19 protein-coding genes are annotated in these 20,387 nt (G+C 67.5%); 3 read left to right on the top strand and 16 right to left on the bottom strand.

Annotated elements, in window-relative coordinates; all coding sequences use genetic code 11:
- Nucleotides 1–392 precede the first annotated feature (392 nt).
- The 13 genes from AC5W54_RS17760 to AC5W54_RS17700 form a co-directional block, all read right to left on the bottom strand.
- Nucleotides 393–1,655 (bottom strand): TadG family pilus assembly protein, encoded by a 1,263-nt coding sequence (locus tag AC5W54_RS17760; protein ID WP_495963425.1) that lies wholly within the window; start codon nucleotides 1,653–1,655, stop codon nucleotides 393–395.
- 2 nt (nucleotides 1,656–1,657) lie between these two features.
- On the bottom strand, nucleotides 1,658–2,110 hold the full coding sequence (locus tag AC5W54_RS17755) for a TadE/TadG family type IV pilus assembly protein (protein ID WP_495963424.1): 453 nt from the start codon (nucleotides 2,108–2,110) through the stop codon (nucleotides 1,658–1,660).
- A gap of 47 nt (nucleotides 2,111–2,157) precedes the next feature.
- A complete protein-coding gene (locus tag AC5W54_RS17750) occupies nucleotides 2,158–3,102 on the bottom strand; it encodes a tetratricopeptide repeat protein (protein WP_495963423.1) in 945 nt (314 codons plus the stop codon).
- Nucleotides 3,103–3,151: 49 nt separating this feature from the next.
- The gene (locus AC5W54_RS17745; protein WP_495963422.1) at nucleotides 3,152–4,123 is read right to left on the bottom strand and encodes a type II secretion system F family protein; all 972 of its coding nucleotides are present in this window, start codon (nucleotides 4,121–4,123) and stop codon (nucleotides 3,152–3,154) included.
- A gap of 12 nt (nucleotides 4,124–4,135) precedes the next feature.
- Nucleotides 4,136–5,128 carry a type II secretion system F family protein gene (locus AC5W54_RS17740; RefSeq protein ID WP_495963421.1) on the bottom strand — a complete coding sequence of 331 codons (993 nt, stop codon included), beginning with the start codon at nucleotides 5,126–5,128 and terminating at the stop codon, nucleotides 4,136–4,138.
- Nucleotides 5,119–6,483, bottom strand: coding sequence for a TadA family conjugal transfer-associated ATPase (locus AC5W54_RS17735; RefSeq protein ID WP_495963420.1), 1,365 nt, complete (start codon nucleotides 6,481–6,483; stop codon nucleotides 5,119–5,121). The genes AC5W54_RS17740 and AC5W54_RS17735 overlap by 10 nt, the downstream gene beginning before the upstream one ends.
- A 75-nt stretch (nucleotides 6,484–6,558) precedes the next feature.
- Nucleotides 6,559–7,746, bottom strand: a complete 1,188-nt coding sequence (locus AC5W54_RS17730; RefSeq protein ID WP_495963419.1) for a CpaE/TadZ family protein — start codon at nucleotides 7,744–7,746, stop codon at nucleotides 6,559–6,561.
- A 44-nt stretch (nucleotides 7,747–7,790) separates the two neighbouring features.
- Nucleotides 7,791–8,069: a hypothetical protein gene (locus tag AC5W54_RS17725; protein ID WP_495963418.1), complete on the bottom strand. Its 279-nt coding sequence runs from the start codon at nucleotides 8,067–8,069 to the stop codon at nucleotides 7,791–7,793.
- 34 nt (nucleotides 8,070–8,103) lie between these two features.
- Nucleotides 8,104–9,669 carry a type II and III secretion system protein family protein gene (locus AC5W54_RS17720; RefSeq protein ID WP_495963417.1) on the bottom strand — a complete coding sequence of 522 codons (1,566 nt, stop codon included), beginning with the start codon at nucleotides 9,667–9,669 and terminating at the stop codon, nucleotides 8,104–8,106.
- A 164-nt stretch (nucleotides 9,670–9,833) separates the two neighbouring features.
- Entirely contained in the window at nucleotides 9,834–10,655 is an 822-nt protein-coding gene (cpaB, locus tag AC5W54_RS17715) for a Flp pilus assembly protein CpaB (protein WP_495963416.1), read from the bottom strand.
- Nucleotides 10,652–12,025: a DUF8689 domain-containing protein gene (locus tag AC5W54_RS17710; RefSeq protein ID WP_495963415.1), complete on the bottom strand. Its 1,374-nt coding sequence runs from the start codon at nucleotides 12,023–12,025 to the stop codon at nucleotides 10,652–10,654. The genes cpaB and AC5W54_RS17710 overlap by 4 nt, the downstream gene beginning before the upstream one ends.
- Before the next feature lie 137 nt (nucleotides 12,026–12,162).
- Nucleotides 12,163–12,705, bottom strand: coding sequence for an A24 family peptidase (locus AC5W54_RS17705; RefSeq protein ID WP_495963414.1), 543 nt, complete (start codon nucleotides 12,703–12,705; stop codon nucleotides 12,163–12,165).
- Nucleotides 12,706–12,796: 91 nt separating this feature from the next.
- Complete coding sequence (locus tag AC5W54_RS17700) at nucleotides 12,797–12,973, bottom strand: Flp family type IVb pilin (RefSeq protein ID WP_495963413.1); 177 nt, start codon at nucleotides 12,971–12,973, stop codon at nucleotides 12,797–12,799.
- Nucleotides 12,974–13,332: 359 nt separating this feature from the next.
- Between AC5W54_RS17700 and AC5W54_RS17695 the strand changes: the two genes are divergently transcribed.
- From AC5W54_RS17695 to AC5W54_RS17685, 3 genes are all read left to right on the top strand, one after another.
- Nucleotides 13,333–14,418, top strand: coding sequence for an efflux RND transporter periplasmic adaptor subunit (locus AC5W54_RS17695; protein ID WP_495963412.1), 1,086 nt, complete (start codon nucleotides 13,333–13,335; stop codon nucleotides 14,416–14,418).
- Nucleotides 14,418–17,531 carry an efflux RND transporter permease subunit gene (locus AC5W54_RS17690; protein ID WP_495963411.1) on the top strand — a complete coding sequence of 1,038 codons (3,114 nt, stop codon included), beginning with the start codon at nucleotides 14,418–14,420 and terminating at the stop codon, nucleotides 17,529–17,531. Before AC5W54_RS17695 ends, AC5W54_RS17690 begins: the two co-directional genes overlap by 1 nt.
- A gap of 97 nt (nucleotides 17,532–17,628) precedes the next feature.
- Nucleotides 17,629–18,096, top strand: a complete 468-nt coding sequence (locus AC5W54_RS17685; protein WP_495963410.1) for a group I truncated hemoglobin — start codon at nucleotides 17,629–17,631, stop codon at nucleotides 18,094–18,096.
- A gap of 73 nt (nucleotides 18,097–18,169) precedes the next feature.
- On the opposite strand, the gene AC5W54_RS17680 is transcribed toward AC5W54_RS17685, so the two are convergent.
- The 3 genes from AC5W54_RS17680 to AC5W54_RS17670 all read right to left on the bottom strand — a co-directional run bounded on the left by AC5W54_RS17680 (nucleotide 18,170) and on the right by AC5W54_RS17670 (nucleotide 20,346).
- Nucleotides 18,170–18,595, bottom strand: a complete 426-nt coding sequence (locus tag AC5W54_RS17680; RefSeq protein WP_495963409.1) for a DUF3617 domain-containing protein — start codon at nucleotides 18,593–18,595, stop codon at nucleotides 18,170–18,172.
- A gap of 113 nt (nucleotides 18,596–18,708) precedes the next feature.
- Nucleotides 18,709–19,434, bottom strand: coding sequence for a hypothetical protein (locus tag AC5W54_RS17675; RefSeq protein ID WP_495963408.1), 726 nt, complete (start codon nucleotides 19,432–19,434; stop codon nucleotides 18,709–18,711).
- 162 nt (nucleotides 19,435–19,596) lie between these two features.
- A complete protein-coding gene (locus tag AC5W54_RS17670; protein ID WP_495963407.1) occupies nucleotides 19,597–20,346 on the bottom strand; it encodes a YiiX/YebB-like N1pC/P60 family cysteine hydrolase in 750 nt (249 codons plus the stop codon).
- Between the last annotated feature and the right edge of the window lie 41 nt (nucleotides 20,347–20,387).

Below are 20,387 nucleotides of genomic sequence, written 5' to 3'. Positions count from 1 at the left end.
CGCCTCCGGTTGCTCCCCACCCCGCCTCGCGGCGACGCAGTTACCTTCGGCTACGGGGTCATGGCTTACCCCGGTGCGGACTCTCACCGCACTGTGTGCACGCCTTCACGGGCGCACTGGGAGCTTGGCTCCGCCGAGCGATTGGCGCCGCAGGCGCCTTGGCGGTTGTCGCTGCGGTTGCGGGTAACCGCCCAGCGCCGCTTCGCGCCGCCATCGCCCCGCAAAGCGTGGCTCCCACAGGGTGGTAGTATTCCCTGCCGGTGGGGGCTTCTATCAGGACGCGCAGTTGCTTGCCTTGTGGGAGCTGGGCTTTCCCGCCAGTTCGCAACGCACAAAAATAAAAAGGGCGCTGGCTGCAAGGCAGTCGGCCAGCGCCAAGGGGGCTCGGGCGGCTAGTCCACCAGGACGGGTATTCGCGCCAGAATGCCGAAGTTCTCGCCCCCCGTCTGGCCCTTGGGTTCGTGATAGTCGCAACTGGGCAGGAAGTAGATACTCATCTTTCGCCAGTCGGCGGGGTCGCCGTTCTGGGACTGCAGGCCAAAGTGGCCGACGAAGTCGTCCCAGCGCTCGGTGCCGCTCGTGCTGCTGTTTTCCCAGTCGCCGGGCCATTCGACATCCTCGGAATCCGGTGCCAGGCTCATCTGCTGTGGCGCGTGTTGATCGATCTGGCTCAGGGGTTGATTGTTGCTGATCATCCAGACGATATGCACGGTGACCGCACCCACCAGGGGATTGCTGGGTGCGACGCCATCCTCGCAGTCGATCACCGGGAGGGTCAGGGTCCAGGTGATCTCACGCTCCGTTGCCTCCACCCAGCAGTCGTAGAGGTCACTGAAGGCCGACTGCACCTGGCCGTTGTTGGTGGCGATATCCTCGCCGTAGTGCATCTCGTTGGGGTTGCCGTCACCACACACCAGGTTCCTGAGTTCGTTGGCATTGGTGGCGCCGCTCTGGTCATGCTCGAAGTTGGTCCAGCCGCCGGTCTGGTCACCCTCGGGGATAAAGCGCCCCACATCGCAGGAGTAGTTGCCATCCGGATTCTCCAGCGCCTGCCTGCACAAGGCGATCGGCTGATCCACGTCTTCGGGCCGCAGCGTACCAGCGAAGCCGATATAGGCCACCGAGCGGGCGGTGACATCATAGCCCTCGAAGCCCAGCACCCGGCCGAAGAAGGCCTCCACCTGGGTCTGCTCCCTGGCGGTTACCACCTCCACGGCATTGATGAAAGGGTCAAAGGGATCATATTGATCCAGCTCTTCGGTGGTCTTGGTCGTCAGGTTCACCGGCTCCAGGGAGTCGTCGGGGGTAAAGGTGCGGTTGGCGAAGCTCCAGTGGCCACGCAGCGCACTGATCACCTCCGACGGAGTGTTCTGGCTGTTGTTGGCCTGGGCCGCATCGGTGGCGATCTGGTTGGCGCCGGGATTGACCGAACTGCCATCCGCCGTATAGAGCATCCTGGCACCGGCCAGGGAGCCGGCATCGGCGGCGTTGTGCAACTCGTTGCGGGCCACGAAGAGGTTGCCCCCGTCGACCGAGAGGGCGGTGAAGGCCAGTAGCATGAAGAGCGCCAGTGTGACCAGCACGATGGAGACGCCGCCCTGCCGGCCGGGGGCGCCATGGCGCCAGCCAGCGCGTCGAGAGGTAGGTGTATTCATGGCTATTCCGCTCGCATGGTGGTGGTGGCAGAGAGCTCCAGGATCCCGCCCAGGGTGCCGATAAAGCCGGGCAGCAACAGGAACTGGTAGGGGTAATCAACGGTGATGACCACGTCGCTGCCGGGAGGCATGCTCGGATCGGAGCGCGTGATGCTGATAGCCATCTCCGCCGGCCCCCCTAGGGAGATCAGGTACTGCTCGGCATAGTCACGGATAGCCTCTTCGATCGCGGCATCTTCGGCGGCGATATCCCTGGGGTCCGGCCGAAAGAGGATGCCGGTCCTCGCCCCTTCGCGGCTGGCATTGGTCAGGGTCGCCTTGTCGAAGAGCGCGACGCTGAACTCGATGATGCCGAACAGCAGTAGGAACAGCAGCGTCGCCGAGATGGCGAACTCGACGGTTTCTGTCCCCCGCTGTCTGTGCAGCGACGCGCGCTGCCGTTTCTGACCTGTCATGCTCCTTTCCTCCCCTGCCTGGCCATCCGCTAACGGGCCCCATGCCCTCACTCTTCGAGCCTGCCACCGCCATTGCGCCGCAACAGGCTGTCGAGGTTGCGGGCATTCTGGCTGGCGGTGAGGTAATAGGCCGGCGACAGGCGCATGGCTTCGTGGAAGAAGCCCATGGCATCCTGATAGCGACCTTCGAGCATCGAGATATAGCCGATGTCGTTGTAGGCCTTGGCGCGGTCGCCGTTGCGGGCCACGGCCTCGATGGCCGTCTCGTGGTCGCCTTCCCGAGCGTAGACCAGCCCCAGGTTGCGCCAGGCCAGCTCATAGTTGGGATTGGCGCTCACGGCGCGGCGCAGCGCCTGGCGCGCCCCCGGCCAGTCGCCGGCCAGGTAGCGCGAGTAGCCCAGGTTGTTGAGCACCCGCGGTGTGCCGGGGGCGATCTCCAGTGCCTTCTCGAAGTGGGATTGGGCCTGGCCATGCTCGCCGCTCATGTCGGCGATCACCCCCAGGGCGTTGTAGGCCTGCCAGGGGGCCTTGCCCCGCGCGACCAGCGGCTCGAGGTGCTGCCGGGCCCCTTCGAAGTCGCGTTGCTCGAGCAGGGCGACCCCCAGGGCGGTACTCGCCCCCAGGTGGTTGGCGTCGACCTCCAGTGCCCAGCGATAGGCCTTCTCGGCCAGGTCGTGGTTGCCGCGGCCATGATGGATGATGCCGACCCGGTAGAGCGCATCGGCCTGCGGGCGCTTCTCCATGCGCAGCCCGCGCAGGTACTCGAACAGCGCCCGGTCCGGGTCGCCGGCGCGCAGGGCGGCATCGCCGTTGCGGTAGGCCTCCTCCGGCGAGGCGACCGGGAAGGCCGTGCTGTACTCGACCGAAGAGCCACTGCTGCCCAGCGACGCATAAGGGTCCGCGCCGGATTGTTGCTGGGCGGTGCTGGCGCAGCCGCTCAGGGACAGAGCGAGCGCCACACAGGCGATGCGAAGGTGATGTTGGGTTGTCATGACAGGTTCCCCCGAATGCTGGTTATCGTCGTTATCGAGTGGTGCCGGCTCAGCGACCGGCCAGGGCCGCCATGGCCCCCAACAGTGGCGGCCCGAGGGCCACCACGAAGAAACTGGGAAAGACGCAGAAGACAAGCGGGAAGAGCATCTTGGTGCTGACCTTGGCGGCCTTCTCCTCGGCCTCCTGGGTGCGCTTGTCGCGTAGCTCCACGGCGTAGATGCGCAGGGTCATGGCGATGCTGGTGCCGAAGCGCATGCTCTGCAGCAGGGTGGTGACCAGGCCGCGGATGTCGTCGACGCCGGTACGCTCCTCCAGGTCGCGCAGGGCGGCCTTGTTGTCCATGCCGGCGCGGGTCTGCAGGCCGAACAGGTGCAGCTCCTCGGCCAGCTCCGGGTGGCTCACCTCCAGGTCGCGAGCGACCCGTTGGATGGCGGCGCCCAGGCCCAGCCCCGCCTCGCTGCACACCACCAGCAGGTCGAGGGCATCGGGCAGGCCGCGGCGCAGCAGCAGGCCGCGGCGCTTGATGGTGCGCTCCAGCCAGAAGCGCGGCAGCAGGTAGCCGGCGATGGCGGTGAGCACCACCAGCATGATGCTGATCGCCGGGTCGATGCGCACGAAGGGGACCACCAGGATCAGCAGCAGCAGCGGCGGCACCACGGTGAACAGCAGGCGCACCCCGAAAAAGAGGTTGACCGCCCCCGGCGAGCGCTTGCCGGCGCGCCGCAACTCTCGGGCGATGCGGCTCCTGGCCTCCTCCTCGGTAGGCACCAGGCGCTCGCCCATGGGGCCCAGCCACTGGCCCAGGCCCGATTCCCCGGCCACCCCCTCACCGGTGGCACTGGCCTCCAGATGGCGCAGGCGCCGGCGCAGCGGGTCGGAGATGCCCATCACCACCAGCAGCACGGCGATCAACAGGGCGAAGATCGCCAGGCCCAGCATGGCGGCAAAGCCCAACTGTATCGCCTGGGGGTCATCGAGCAGTTCACTCAACGGCTCCAGCCACACCATTACGGTTTCCATGTCATGCCCTCCTCACACCTCGATGCGCACGATCTTGCGCATCCACAGGATCCCCATGACGATCATCACGAAGGCCGCCACCACCAGCTGCCGACCGGTCGGATCCTGGGTCAGCATGGGAATGAAGTTCGGCGAGACCAGGGTCAATACGCCCGCCAGCACGAAGGGCAGCAGCGAGATGATCCAGGCCGCCATGCGCCCCTGGGCCGAGAGGGTGCGCACCTTGCGGTGGAAGCGGAAGCGGTCGCGTACCACGGCGGCCAGGCCATCGAGCAGCTCGGCGAGGTTGCCGCCGGTCTCCTTCTGGATCAGCACCGAGGTCACGAAGATCATCACCGTCACGCTCTGCACCCGCCGCAGCAGGCCGAGCATGGCGCCGCGCACGTCGCCGCCGTAGTTGATCTCCATGAAGGCGGTACGGAACTCGCCGGCGATGGGCTCGGCCATCTCCTCGGCCACCAGGTGCATGGCATCGCTGAAGGGGTGGCCGGCGCGCAGCGCCCGGGCCATGACGATCAGGGCATCCGGCAGTTGCTCCTCGAAGCGGGCCAGGCGCCGGCTGCGGGCGCGGGTCAGGCTCAGGAAGGGCAAGGCCCCCGCCCCCAGCCCCAGCAATATCGCCAGGGGCAACGGCAGCAGCAGGAACCCCGCCACACCGGCGCCAGCCCCCAGGAAGAGCGCCAGCAGCACCACCCGGTAGGCGGGTGTCTCGCGGCCGGCCTGCTCGACCAGCTGCTCCACCCGCTCCATGCCGGGCAGGGCTTCCAGGGCCCGCTCCAGGGGGGAGAGTTCACGCAGGTACTTGCGCCGCACCAGGGAGATCTCGCTGCGCTCCGCCTCGGCGGAGATCGCCCGCAGGCGCTTCTTGAGGCGCTTCTGGGCCTGGCGGTTCTCGCCGAAGGCCGGCACCAGGAAGCTCTGTACCAGCAGGAAGACGGCGATGAAGACCATGCCGATGACGATCGCTCGGTCGGAGAGCTCGATGTCCAGGCTGATCAGATCCATGACCGTTGCCCCCCGCTGTTCTGGAAGATCTCCAGGCCCGGATCGAGCCCGCGGCGCTTGAGGTGGTCATGGAAGCCGGGCACCACCCCGGTGGCCAGGTAGCGGCCGACCACCCTGCCCTCGGCGTCCATGCCCTCGCGCTCGAAGCGGAAGATCTCCGACATGGTGATGATCTCGCCCTCCTGGCCGTTGACCTCCTGCACGCTGACCAGGCGGCGCACGCCGTCTTCCTGGCGCTCGATCTGCACCACCACGTCGATGGCCGAGGCGATCTGCGAGCGCAGCGCCTGGGCCGGCAGCTGGTAGCCGCTCATGGCCACCATGTTCTCGATGCGCGTCAGGGCATCGCGCGGGGTGTTGGCGTGGATGGTGGTCAGCGAGCCGTCGTGGCCGGTGTTCATGGCCTGCAGCATGTCGAAGGCCTCGCCGCCACGCACCTCGCCGACCACGATGCGGTCGGGGCGCATGCGCAGGCTGTTGCGCACCAGGTCGCGCTGGCTCACCTCGCCCCTGCCCTCGATGTTGGGCGGCCGGGTCTCCAGGCGCCCCACATGGGGTTGCTGCAGCTGCAGTTCCGCCGAGTCCTCGATGGTGACGATGCGCTCGTCGTGGGGAATGAAGCCCGACAGCACGTTGAGCAGGGTGGTCTTGCCGGCACCGGTGCCGCCGGAGACCAGTACGTTGAGCCGCGCCTTGACCACCGTCTCCATCAGCCGGGCGATCTCCGCCGAGAGGCTGCCGTACTCGATCAGGCTCTCCACCCCCAGGCGCTCCACCGCGAAACGGCGTATCGACAGCATGGGACCGTCGATGGCCAGCGGCGGGATCACCGCGTTGACCCGCGAGCCATCCTTGAGTCGCGCATCCACCATCGGCGAGGACTCGTCGATGCGCCGCCCGACGCTGGAAACGATACGGTCGATGATGGTCATCAGGTGGGCGTCGCTGTCGAAGCGCAGCTCGGTCTGCTCCAGCTTGCCGCGGCGCTCCACGTAGATGGGCGTGGTGCCGTTGACCAGGATGTCCGATACCGTCTTGTCGGCCAGCAGCGTCTCCAGCGGCCCCAGCCCCAACACCTCGTCCTGCAGTTCGGTGACGATGCGCTGGCGCAGCGCGGCGTTGAACGGCAGCGTCTCCTTGCTCATCAGCGACTCGCACACCTGCTGTACCTGGGACCGGGCCTCGCGCTCCTCCAGGGTGCTGAGCAGGGTCAGGTCCATCACCTTGACCAGTTGGCGGAACAGCCGCTGCTTGTACTCCTGCTCGGCCGGGGAGAGTCGGCCGGGCCCGCGCCCTCCCCAGCTCGAACGCGGGTCGACGTCTACGGCAGGGGTCATTCGATCTCGCAGGTTCATCGCCACTCTCCTTGCTCTATGTCCGCCTTGCTCTATATCCGGTTGCCATCATCCCGGCCTTGGCCTGCCCGTCGCTCAATGCCGCCCCGGCAGGGCCCAGCCCAGCAGCGAGCGCTTGCGGGGCGGGCCGGCGCCGGGCGACGGTGCGTCCAGCGCCTCGGCCAGCGCCTTGAGCTGGCGGGTCAGGGGCGACCTGGGGGCGATCTCACGCAGCGGGCTGCCCACGTTGATGCTGTGGCAGGCCTGCTTGAAGTCGTTGGGCAGGGTGCGCAGCGCCAGGCCCGGCAGGGCATCGCCGATGGCCTCGAGGTCGATGTCGCTGCGCTTGTCGTAGCGGTTGACCACCACGCTGACCCGCGACGACAGCAGGCCGAGCTCGTGGAGGAGGATGTCGCGCAGGCGCTGGGCATCGTGCAGGTGCGCCACCCCCTGCTGCATCACCACCAGGATGTGATCGGCGCGCTCCAGCACGCAAGCGGTGGCGCCGTTGATCCAGCGCGGCAGGTCGATCACCACCTCGTCGTGGGCCTGGGCGAGCACCTGCAGCAGCTGCTCGACCCGGCCTTCCGGCACCTCGCCCAGGCTCAGGCGATCCCCCGGCGAGGAGGCGAGCAGCCCCAGCCCGCTCTCGTGGCGCCGCAGGTAGGCCTCCAGCGCCAGGACATCGAGGCTGTCGGCCGATTCCAGCGCCCGCACCAGGCCGTGGTCCGGTACCAGGTTGAAGTAGAGCGGCAGCGAACCGAACTGCACGTCCAGGTCCACCAGCACGGTGCCACGCCCCTGCTTGGCCAGACGATGGGCCAGGTTGGCGGCCACCAGGCTGGCCCCCGAGCCGCCCTTGGCGTTGATCACCGCGATGGTGCGCGCCACCCGGCCGGGCTCCTGGCGCCGGTCGCGGGCGAGTTCCCTCAGGAACTGCAGGATCTCGCCATCGTCGATGGGCGGCGAGAAGAAGTCCCGGGCGCCGGCGCGCATGGCCAGGCGAATCAGCTCCACGTTCCCCTTGGGCCCCACCACCAGCAGCGGCGGGCGCTCGCCGGTCGGCCGCTCGCACAGCGTCATCAGCTCGGCCTCCCAGCGCTCGCCGACCAGCAGAATCAGGGCATCGGGAAGGGGCGAGACGCCCTCGAGTGGGTCGACGCTGCCATTGACCATCAGCCGGGAGCTCACCTGGATGTCCGCCTGGCTGCACAGCAGCGACTCCAGGGCCTTCAGCTCCTCCCGGGCCCTTCCCGCCAGCAGTATCTCGAGCCGTTTACGCATTGCATCACCTGCTTGTCATCGAAGTTGTCGGAACAGGCGCGACCTCAGGGCAGCGAACTCGTCGGCGCCTGCCCGCCACCGGCCGGCGACAATCGATAGGTGCGCATGGCCTCCGCCGCCTTGTCGCCGTGCAATGGCGTCACCTCGTCGCCGGGCTCGTAGGTCTGTATCGACTTGGTGTGGTGCACGCTGTCGCCGAAGGGCGGCAGGTCGGCGCCGGGCTTCGGTGCCACGCAGCCGGCCAGCAACAGGTTGACAAGGATGGCCGGTAGCCAGGCGTGTCGCGGCAGGCGGAACGACAGGACGGTATGTGAATGAAACATGATGCGTTCTCCCGAATGGTTGCAGCGACAGCGATCAGAGGTCATGGCCGAAGCGGCCCTCGGTTCCGCCCTCCGGGCGGCTCGACATCAGCTCCAGGTCGAAGCTGGTGGGCCGCGGCCGGGGGTTGTCGCGCTCCGTGAGGGACCGGAAGCTGCCCAGCAGGTAGAACTCCAGGTCGTTGGGCGGCACGAAGGAGCCGGTGGGCAGCCGCACCTGTTCCGGCGCGAAGGAGCGGGCGAGCCGCGGGGTGACGAAGATCACCAGCTCGGTCTGCTCCTTGATGAACTCCTGGCTGCGGAACAGCGCCCCCAGCACCGGCACCTCACCCAGGCCCGGCAGCTTGGAGACGTTCTCGCGCAGACTCTCGTTGAGCATGCCGGCGATGGCGATGGTCTGGCCGGTGGCCAGTTCCACCGTGGAGCTGGCGCTGCGCTTGACCAGTGCCGGCACGAAGAACTGCGCGCCCACCTGGTCGCCGACCCCGACCCGCAGGCTGTTGGCCGGCACCAGGTCGGAGACCGAGACGTCCACCTTGAGGTTGATGGTGCCGGAGTCGAGCACCACCGGCAGGAAGCCGAGCCCCACGCCGAACTCCTTGTGCTCGATGGCCACCTGGCCGTTGCCCTGGGGCACGGGAATGGGGAACTCGCCCCCGGCGAGGAACTGGGCCGGCTGCCCGGTCAGGGTGGTGAGGTTGGGCTCGGCGAGGATCTTGGCCACCCCCTCGCGGCTGGCCGCATCCAGCACCAGGTTGAGCAGGTAGTCGCTGCGCTGGTAGCTGGCGAAGATGCCGGTGTCCTCGATGGTGGCGGTGGCCGGCGAGAACTCGGACACCACCGGGCCGATGGGCGTGCCGCCGCCGAACACCGGAATCCTGGCACTTCCCAGGCCATCCCCCCCCTGGAAGATGGCATCCGGGAAACTGGCCCCACCGCTGACCCCACCGATACGCAGCGCCGAGGAGCCGACGTTGAAGACGTTGAAGTTGGCCTCCAGGCGCTTGACCAGCGAGCGCGACACCTCCGCCACCTTGACGTCGAGCATCACCTGCTGGGCGCCGCCCACCTGCATCAGGTTGAGCACGGCTCCCTCGCCGCCGCCGGCGAAGCGGTTGGCCAGGCGCAGCGCGGTTTCCAGCCGCTCGGCGCTGGAGACCTCGCCGCTGAGCACGATGCCCTCCTGGGCTGAGCGCACCTGGACGTTCTCGCCGGGGAGCAGGTCGTGCAGGTTGCTCTTGAGCGTCTCCAGGTCGTGGGTCACGGTGACGTTGAGGGTGCCCTCGACGTTCTCCGAGCGGTCCCAGAGCACCACGTTGGTGGTGCCGGTGGACTTGCCCAGCACATAGAGCTGGCGGGAGCCCATCACCACGATATCGGCGATCTCGGGGTTGCCCACCGACACCACCCCGACCGCCCGGGGAAACTGCAGCACCTGCCCCTTGTTGATCGCCACGGCCACCGATACCGCCCGCCCCTCGGCGGGCATGGCGACGCTACGCTGTTCGCCGGTCTGTGCCGAGGGCTGCGATGTCCAACCCGCCGCCAGCAGGGCCAGCAGTGCCAGTGCCAGCCATTTCCACCCTTCGCCTTGCCTGATCATGTCGACTCCCCCTTGTTGCCTGTTCTTCTTTAACCCGCTGTTCTTTTACCCTGCTCTTCTCCCTGCTCTTGCCGTGATCGACCCTGCGCCAGCGGTCGATCCCCTCCTTCAATGCCTTCGCTCCTTCATGCCTCTTCCTTCATGCCTTCATGTTCCCTTGCGTATCAGTTACGCACATTGACCGTGCTGCTCTGGGTGCCTCGTATCACCTGCACCTGGCGCTGGACCGGTGCCGTGCGACGCGGTGGCGGCGAGGCGCGCGGCGGCTCGGGCTCGTCGACGTTCAGCACCGTGCGCTGGGCCGCCAGCAGGCCGGAGTCGTCCTCCTTCTCCAGGGGGTTGCGCAGGGTGAGCTGCACCTTGCCCTCCTGGGTGGCCTTGACCAGGGTCTCGGCCTCCTGTGTGGATACCTCCAGGGTCACCGCCCGCACGATCACCGGGCCGTCGCGCTCCTGGCTGGCGATCTGGTCCACCGCCAGCACCTTGAGGTTGCGCAGCACCGTCTTCGACTCGACGTCGCCGCGGTTGCCGTTGCGCTGCTTGGTGGAGAGCACATCGACCCGGTTGCCCGGCAGCAGGAAGCCCGCCACCCCCACCACGTCGTCGACCCGCACGCTCATGGCGCGCTTGCCGGGGTCGAGCAGTGCCGCCAGGGCGCTGCCGCCCAGGTGCTCGGAAACCCGCCCCTCGAGCACCACCTCGCCGGGGTAGATCACCTGGTTGCTGACCCGCCCCACCACGCTCTCGACATCGTTGAAGCTGTTGGGTGGCACCACGTCCTTCGGCATATGCACGACCTTGAGGTCGGAGGCCTGCACGGTGGTGCCGAAGGGCACCTGCAGGGCCGCCACCACCACTTGGCTGGCATCGGCCAGGGCGTCGCCCTCGCCGCCCTGCTCCTGCATCCAGTTCATGGCCACCCCGGCGGCCCCCAGCGCCATGATCAGCGAGAGCGCGAACATGGCGAAGATCCCCTTGCGTTTCATGATGCATCCCTCCGGTTGGCGGCGGCCGCTCCATTCGATTCACTCGAGGTATCGGAGAAGTCGCCGAAGTAGGTCTGCCAGGCCCAGGCCAGGGTCTCGCGGTCGGGCGCCTGGCCGCCCCGGTAGGCGAGCTGATCCCCGGCGAGGCCCAGCAGGTCGCGGGGGTGACAGGCGAGCAGCGGCACGCCGAAGCGCGCGTGCAGCTCGTCGATCACGAACCCGGCGAGTGCCGGCTCGCAGGGTAGCCCCAGGGCCTCGCACTGTTGCCGCCAGATCGCCAGGTAGGCGTCGCGGGACAGCGGCGAGAAGCGGATCTTGTAGCCGATGCGACGCAGGAAGGCGGCATCGGCCAGGGTGAGCGGATCCAGGTTGGTGGAGAACACCAGGGCCACGTCGAAGGGCACGCTGAAGTGGTAGCCGTTACTCAGCGCCAGGAAGTCACGGCGCTCCTCCAGGGGCACGATCCAGCGATTGAACAGCTCGGTGGGGGTCATGCGCTGGCGCCCCAGGTCGTCGATCACCAGCATGCCGTTGTTGGCCAGCAACTGGACCGGCGCCTGGTGGATATGGGTGGCCGCGTCGTACTGGATCTCGAGCCGCCCCATGGTCAGCTCGCCGCCGGTGACCACGCAGGGGCGGTGGCAGCGCACATAGCGTGGGTCGTGGCCGTCCTCGAGGTAGAGTTGCGCGGCGGGCAGCGCCTCTGCCGGGTCCTCCAGCACCTGGTGCACGGCGGGGTCATAACAGCGCACCGCCTTGCCCCCCACCAGGATGGCGTGGGGGATGAGCACCTCGCCCTCCAGCAGCCGCACCAGGCGCCGGGCGATATAGCTCTTGCCGGTACCCGCTTCGCCGTGGATGAACATGGCGCGGCCGGAGTGCAGCCCCGGGCCCAACTGGTCGAGCAGCGCCGGGTCGATCACCGTATCGGCGAAGGCGGCCATCACCGTGTCGCGGCGGATGGCCACGTCGCTGAGCGCCTGGCGGCTCACCCGTGCGTTGTAGGCTTCGAGGGTGACCGGCGCCACGCCGCTGTAGCCGTCGCGGTTGAGCGCCTCCAGCGCCGAGGCGCGGCCGCGGTCGGTGAGGCCGAAGCGCAGCACCCCGCCCTGGCCCTGGCCGCGCACCTCCACGCGCCCCTCGTCGCGCAGGAAGCGGCATATCTCCTCCACCACGCTGCCGGCCAGCGCCAACCCCTGGCTCAACTGATGCAGGTCGAGCACGCCCTGTTCGAAGAGCTGCTTGACCAGCAGGTCACCCAGGTAGAGCACCGAAAGCCCGGTCTCCGCCACGCTGCCGGGGCGGGGCGCCCGCCGGGCCGCCGCGCGGCTGGCGGTGACGTTGTGGAATGTTGGCGCTTCCTGGTTCATGGACCACCTCACATAACGTTACAAACTGCTTTATCGTTATCGAATGGCCTGGCAATGGCCGCTGGTAACTTCCCGGATTTCTCTGCCCTCTTTCTTCTTCCCTCTTCCCTCTTTTTTCTTCCGTCTTCCTTTTTTTCCTATTGGGCCAGCGGCCATTGCCAGATCATCCATCCCGTCGTGCCGATGGCGATCGACACCGCAAAGGGAAACTTACTGCCCATCACCTCCCCTTCCTCCGGCGCGATATAGAGTGGTTTTCCGGTCACGGTTAGTGTCTTCAGCATCAGGCCATAGCGGCGCCACGGAGAGATCGACTGGCGGGAAAGCAGTGCAGTGAAAGCGAAGCCCAGGGCGATCACGCCACCGACCAAGATACTGGCGAGTGCCGCCTGCAAGACGGCAAAGGGGCCGAGAAAGGTGCCCACCGCGGCCATCAGCTTGGCATCACCGGCACCGGTAAAACCAAGCAGATAGCCCGGGAGGAGAATTGCCAGCCCCACCAGCAGGCCGGTGATGGCGGCCAGGACACCGCCGGGCTCTGCCACGATCACCTGCAGCAGGATTCCCGTAGCGGCCCCGGCCATTACAAGGCGATTGGGGATACGCCGCTGATGCAGATCACAGGCTGCTGCACTCCAGATCAGCAGCAGGCAGGAAATCAGCAAAAACTCATAACTCATGGCTGCACCTTAGTTCCCATATTCTTTTGATAAATAACGCCGATTTCCCTATCGGCGTTTAACACAGAAGTAGCTATGAGCCACTCAGGCCTCAGCTTTGAAGCATAGTCAGAACATTACCCATAACTATTGCCACTTCATCACCAATTACGGCGAATGCAGCAGCACCAACTGCTACAAGCAATGCACATACCAAGGCCCACTCCACCACCTCGGTGCCTTCTTCTTCCTTCCAGAAACGCTCGATCCCCTGCATCAGCTTGTTCATGACAGTTCTCCCATGGATTGCGTCATCAAACTTGCGTTGCTTCGTTCAGGAGCGGGGGTTTCCCGGCCGCTCACGTGACTGAGCATCGCTGTTACAATGCAGTTACGCTTGGAGTATCTTGCAGCGCCCTAGGAGTATCTTGCGCCGCCTTGGTGAGGGGGTCGCCGGGCAGGAGGGAGCGGCCTCGCCGGGTCGATTGCCTTATGCTGTACAGGTCTTGTACATTGAAAGCCGCGGATAGCGACCTTATCTTGTGCATTGTTGTCACACTCTTCCCCGGTCCGGCGTTTTAGGCTTCAGGGAAGCGACCCGACGGACCGGGCGCCCGCTCATCGCTCACCGACAAGAACGACCACTCCATGATCCCATCGCGTATTCGCCTGCTCCTGCTGCTCGGCCTGGCAGCCTTGATGTTCTCGCCGATGCTGGCCGCCCAGGAGCGCACCAGCGTGATCGGCGCCCGGGCCAGCCTCGAGCCCTGGACCGACCCCCTGGAGGCGCTGGGCACCCTGCGCGCCGACGAGAGCGTCACGCTCTCCGCGACCGTCACCGAGATCGTCGCCGAGGTGGCCTTCGGCGACGGCGAGGTGGTCGAGGCCGGGCAGCTGCTGGTGCGGCTTGAGGATGGCGAGGAGCAGGCCCAACTGCGGGCCGCCCAGGCGCTGCGTGACGAGCGCCGCAACGCCGTCGACCGCCTGACCCAGCTGCAGAACCGCAACATGGCGCCGCGCGCCGACGTGGAGGACGCCCAGGCGCGGCTGCGCCAGGTGCAGGCCGAGATCCAGGCGCTCGAGGCACGGCTCACCAACTATCGGCTGCGTGCCCCCTTCGACGGCGTGGTGGGCTTTCGCAACGTCAGCATCGGCGCCCTGGTCACCCCGGGCACCGAGCTGGTGACCCTGGACAAGCTCGACGTGATGAAGCTCGACTTCAGCGTGCCCGAGGTCTACCTGGCGCTGCTCGAGCCGGGCCTGGGCCTGTCCGCCCGCAGCGTGGCCTTCCCCGACGAGACCTTCGAGGGCAAGGTGGCCAGCGTCGGCTCGCGGGTCGACCCGGTGAGCCGCAGCGTCGCGGTGCGCGCCGAGCTGGAGAACCCCGAGCTGCGCCTGCGCCCCGGGATGCTGATGGAGGTGGTGCTCAGGCGCAGCCCCCGGGAGGCGGTGGTGGTGCCGGAGTCGGTGCTGATCCCGAGCGGCGATCGCCAGTACGTGCTGGTGATCGACGAGGACGACGACAACCGGCTCGAGCGCCGCGAGGTGCGGGTCGGCGAGCGCCGCATCGGCCAGGCCGAGATCCTCGAGGGGCTCGAGCCAGGCGTGCTGGTGGTGGCGCACGGCGTGCAGCGTGTCCGCGAGGGCGACCGGGTGCAGCTGCTCGGCATCGCCGATGACGTGCTCTCGATCCGCGCGATCCTCGAGGCCGACCGCGGCGAGGGAGACGCCTGATGCGCCTGTCCGACATCTCGGTGCAGCGCCCGGTGCTGGCCACCGTGCTGGCGCTGCTGATCGTCGCCTTCGGCCTGCTCTCGCTGCAGCGCCTGGCGCTGCAGGAGTACCCCTCGATCGACCCGCCGGTGGTCAGCATCGACACCCGCTATCCCGGCGCCTCGGCCAGTGTCGTCGAGACCCGTATCACCCAGGTGCTCGAGGACCGCATCGCCGGGGTCGAGGGCATCGAGATCATCACCTCCTCCAGCGAGGATGGCCGCTCGCGGATCAACATCGAGTTCGGCCTGGACAAGGACATCGATGCCGCGGCCAACGACATCCGCGACCGCATCTCGGGCTCGCTGCGCAACCTGCCCGACGACGCCGACCCGCCCGAGGTGCAGAAGGCCGATTCGAGCGAGGAGATCGTGGTGTGGCTGAGCCTCTCCGGCGAGGGGTACAGCATCCCCGAGCTGACCGACTACGCCAACCGCTTCCTGGTCGACCGCTTCTCGGTACAGCCCGGCGTGGCCCGGGTGCGGGTGGGGGGCGGCAGCGACTACGCCATGCGCGTGTGGCTCGACCGCAACGCCCTGGCGGCGCGCAACCTCACCGTGAGCGACGTGGAGAACGCCCTGCGCGCCGAGAACGTCGAGCTGCCTGGCGGCGCCATCGAATCCCGCGACCGCCAGTTCATCGTGCGCCTCCCGCGCGGCTTCAACGAGCCCGACGACTTCGCGCGCCTGGCGCTGGCCCGGGGCGGCGACGGCTACCTGGTGCGCCTCGGCGACGTCGCCCGGGTCGAGATCGGCTCGGTGGAGGACCGCACCGTGTTCCGCGCCAACGGCACGCCGCTGGTCGGGCTCGGCATGATGAAGCAGTCCACCGCCAACGTGCTGGAACTCTCCCGGGGCGTGCAGGCCGAGATGGAGCGCCTGCAGGACACCCTGCCCGACGGCATGGCGCTGAGCATGAACTTCGACGCCTCGGTGTTCGTCTCCGGTGCCATCCGGCAGGTCGTGATCACGCTGTTCATCGCCATGGGCCTGGTGGTGGTGGTGATCTTCATGTTCCTCGGCAACGTGCGCACCACCCTGGTGCCGGCGGTGACGGTGCCGATCGCGGTGATCGGTGCCTTCATCCCCCTGGCTGCCCTGGGCTTCTCGATCAACCTGCTGACCCTGCTGGCGCTGGTGCTCGCCATCGGCCTGATCGTCGACGATGCCATCGTGGTGCTGGAGAACATCAACCGCCGCATGCACGACTACGGCGAGACGCCACTGGTCGCCGCCTTCCGCGGCACCCGCCAGATCGCCTTCGCGGTGATCGCCACCACCCTGGTGCTGATCGCCGTGTTCGTGCCGCTGAGTTTCCTGCAGGGCAACGTGGGCCGGCTGTTCTCGGAGTTCGCCCTGACCATGGCTGCCGCCGTGGCCATCTCCAGCCTGCTGGCGCTGACGCTGACCCCGATGATGGCGTCGAAGATCCTCAAGCCGGCGATCTACGACAGCGTCGTCGCCCGCGCCGTGCAGTGGCTGCTCGTGCTCTCCCAGCGCCTCTATCGCGCCCTGCTGGGCTGGGTGCTCAAGGCGCGCCTGGTGGTACTGGCGGCGTTCGTGGCGCTGATCGCCGCCACCGTCTGGATGGCCGACCTGCTCCCCAACGAGTACACGCCCCAGGAGGACCGCGGCAACTTCTTCATCCTGGTCAACGGCCCGGAGGGCGCCACCTTCGACTACATGATGGACTACATGGACGAGATCGAGACACGGCTGATGCCGCTGGTCGAGTCCGGCGACGCCGAGCGCGTGGTGGTGCGCGCGCCGCGGGGCTTCGGCAACATCGAGACCTTCAACGGCGGCTTCGTCATCGTGGGCCTGACCGACTGGGGCAGCCGCCGCAGCGCCTGGGAGATCATGGCCGACGTGCGCGGCCGCCTCGCCGACCTGCCCGGCGTACAGGCCTTCCCGGTGATGCGCTCGGGCTTCGGCCAGCGCACCGTGAAGCCGGTGCAGTTCGTGCTCGGCGGCGGCACCTACGAGCAGCTCGCCGACTGGCGCGACCAGATGTTCGCGCATATCCGCGAGCACAACCCGCGGCTGATCGGCCTGGAGAGTGACTACCGCGAGACCCAGCCGCAGTTGCGGGTCGACATCGACCACGAGCGCGCCGCGGACCTGGGGGTCACGGTGACCGAGATCGGCCGCACCCTGGAGGTGCTGCTCGGCGGGCGCAACGTGACCCGCTACGTGGACAACGGCGAGGAGTACGACGTCATCGTCGAGGGCGACCGCGCCAGCCAGAACAGCCCACGCGCGCTGGACAACATCCAGGTGCGCTCGGCGCGCTCGGGCGAGCTGATCCCCCTGGCCAGCCTGGTACGGCTCACCGACTTCGCCGGCCCCGGCACGCTGAACCGCTTCAACCGTATCCGCGCCATCACCCTGGAGGCCAATCTGGCCGACGGTTACCCGCTGGGCGAGGCGCTGGCGTACCTGGAGCAGACCGCCGCCGAGATCCTGCCGCCGGAGGCCTACACCGACGTGGCCGGCCCCTCGCGGGACTACCGCGAGGCCAGCGGCGCCACCACCTTCCTGCTGGTGCTCGGCGCCCTGGTGGTGTTCCTGGTGCTGGCCGCCCAGTTCGAGAGCTTCGTGCACCCCTTCGTGATCATGCTCACCGTGCCGCTGGCCATGAGCGGCGCCCTGCTCGGGCTGCTGGTCACCGGCCAGTCGCTCAACATCTACAGCCAGGTGGGGCTGGTGATGCTGATCGGCCTGGCGACCAAGAACGGCATCCTGATCGTGGAGTTCGCCAACCAGTTGCGCGACCAGGGCATGGAATTCCGCGACGCCCTGGTCGATGCCGCGGTGACCCGCCTGCGGCCGATCCTGATGACCGCGGTGACCACCATGGCCGGCGCCGTACCGCTGATCGTCTCCGGCGGCGCCGGTTCCGAGGCGCGCATGGTGATCGGCACCGTGATCATCGCCGGGGTGGCCGCCGCCACCTTCTTCACCCTCTTCGTGGTGCCGGTGGCCTACGACCTGCTGGCACGGCACACCGGCTCGCCCGGCGACGTCAGGCGCCGGCTGGAGGTGGAACTCGAGGAGCCGCCCACCTTTCGCTGAGGCTGCTTGCGGCGATCCGGCGTCCGGCCCCACGCCGGACGCCCGGGGCGAGTCTATCCTGAAAGGTGGGTTCACCACCGCAGGGAGGAGGCTCCCGATGACAACGACGACACCCCGCTGCCCGCTGCTGGGCGGCACCCTGGCCTTGCTGCTGCTCGCCACCCCCGGCACCGTTGCTGCCGACGATACCCTCTACGAACGCCTGGGCGGCCTGCCCGCCATCTCGCTGGCCGTCAGCCAATTCGTCGACGACTTCGTCCAGGATCCCATGATCATGGCCAACCCCGCCGTGGCCGAGCGCAAGTCGCCCGAAGCCGCCCCCTACATCAAGTTCCAGGTCACCAGCCTGGTCTGCGAGATGAGCGGCGGCCCCTGCCAGTACACCGGCCTCGGCATGCAGGAAGCCCATGAGGGGCTCGAGGTCACCGCCCAGGAGTGGGACCGCATGGCCGAGATCTTCGTGGCCACCCTCGAGCGGCTGGAGGTCCCCGAAGCCGAGCAGAACGAACTGCTCGAGATGCTGGGCGGCACCCGGGACGACATCGTGGTGGCCGGCACGCCCTGACCACCCTCCTGAGCCGTCCAACGCACAGCGCCCACCGGCAGGCCGGTGGGCGCTGTCACGAGGGAAAGCCGATTCAGCAGTCGCCGAGGCGCTCGCCGTCGATGGCGGTATGCATCTCCAGCTCACCCATGGGCGACTCGGTCAGGATGTCCACGCCGCCCTCGACCCGCTCGCCGAGGAACGCCATGTGGCCGTCGATGTTGGCCTCGCCACCCTCGGCGCGGCACACCATGCGGTAGTCGACACCGTCGGCGGAGACGTTGTGCTCGAGCAGCTCGCAGCCCTCCTCTTCCTCGATGAGGTGGAACTCGGCGTCATCCAGGTCACCCTGGACGATGCACTCCTGGTGGGTCTCGGTCTGGTCGGGAATCGGCATGTCGCCCTTCACCGAGGTGGTGCTGGTGAACTGCCACTGGCCCGGCACGATATTGGGGGTATCGGCCATGGCGGCCAGCGGCAGGGCCAGCACGGCGGCGGCCAGCAGGGAACGAAACGGCATGGGGGAGTCTCCCGATCGGTGAATGGTATGCCTCTCCTTCGGCATGCCGGACAGCTTACCCCAATCGGTGATTCACCCCAATTGCCGACGTAGCACCGTCACTCAGCCTACGCCTAGAGATCGTGCGGTTGACCGGCAAAGCGCCGCTGCACCTCGACCATGTAGGCGGACAGCGACATCAGCGGCTCCTCTCCCCACTCCAGCGGGTCTGCCTCCATCGGCGTGATCATGCAGACCTGGACCATCTCGTCGGCATGTACCTGGGGCATGCCGTAGATATCGCTGGCCATGGCCACCTCATGGGGATAGGGCTGCTCGAAGGTCGCCAGATATCCCTGGTCATTGCCATCGCTGCCATGACAGCTCGCGCAGGAGAGCCCGTTGGTGCTCAGCGAGGTGTCGTAATAGAGCTCCTCCCCCCGCTCCAGCAGCTCTGCCGGGTTGCTGCCCGTTTCGCTGTAGCCAGGCTCATACCCCTCGGGACGCGTCACGAGATCCGGGGACCCTGCCTCGGCCTCCGCTTCGCCTTCGGCTTCTCCCTCCGCTTCGCCTTCGGCCTCTCCCTCTGCCTCGCCTTCGGCCTCTCCCTCTGCTTCGCCTTCGGCTTCTGCCTCTGCCTCTGCTTCACCTTCGGCTTCGGCACTGCCCTCGGCCTGCGCGCTGGCAAGCAGTAACGTCTGCTCGGATAGCTCGGCGAGTCCAGGGTCCGGCGCGGCTCCCCCCGCCGAGACCTGCAAGGCAGCGCCTCCGGCGACCAGCGCCAGCACGGGGGCCGTGTAGGCCACTCCCCGGCTCAGGCGGCTCAGTAGCCGATGACGGCTTTCGTCAATCTGAGACATGATGCTTCCCTCCGTGATGATGACTCGAGCCGACGCAGTCGTCTCTTCTTGTATCGATTCACTGAGTCATGGTGCCGCTGACGGCACCGTCCTCCCGTACCGCGACGTGTCGCAGTCAGGTTCTGTCGGAGAAGCACCCACCGCCTTACAGAGGTCGCCCCATCACGCCATGGTGAGCGAGGGAGCCTGCCAACGCAGTGCATGGGGATCGAAGCCACGCACCAGCTTCGGCTTGACGATGGCGAAGTAGGGCGAGATATCGAAATCCCTCGGCATGAACACCGAGTAGTGACGCTTGCGCCAGAGGGTACCGGTCGACGTCTTCGCCGCAGCCAGGGGAAGAATGGGATAGCCCACCGACTGGAACGCCTGAGCGATCAGGGTCGAACAGATGGCCCGCGTGGGATCACCGCTGCCGAGGGTGAGCATGTGCCGACGCCATGCCGCCGGCAGGGGCGGCAAAGGCAGCAGGTAACGCGCCAGGTCGAAGAGGTTGCGTAGATCGTAACGATGGCCGACCCGCTGACAGACATGATCGATCAGCCGTTCGAGTTCGTCAGGATCGAGTCCCACGGGACGGCAGATGCGTACCGGCTCATTGGCGTACTCCTCGATACCCACGATCCTGACCCCCTCGGCGAGGTCCGCCTCGACGAAGCACTCCCTGCCGGTGGCGCCGAGCCGCTCACGACAGGCGCGCTCTCCCACATAGAGGGCCGCATGGGACCACGTGGATTGAGTGAGATACTTGATCACCGTGCTGATCCGCGAGGACCCCTCCACCAGCAGCACGTCACCCGGTTGCAGGCAGCCCCGGATATCGCTCGTTTCCGGTGGCATGACGCGATGCCACGGCCTCGGACAGGAGAGCCAGCAACTCAACAGGTAACCGCAACCCCTCAAGACGTTCATGACACCTCCTCCCGGGGCCCATGAGGCCCACCCCCAATGAG

Source organism: Halomonas sp. LMYGS-3, assembly GCF_059509875.1.
Note: the sequence above shows the minus strand (reverse complement) of the source record. Positions and strands in the feature narration are given on the sequence as shown.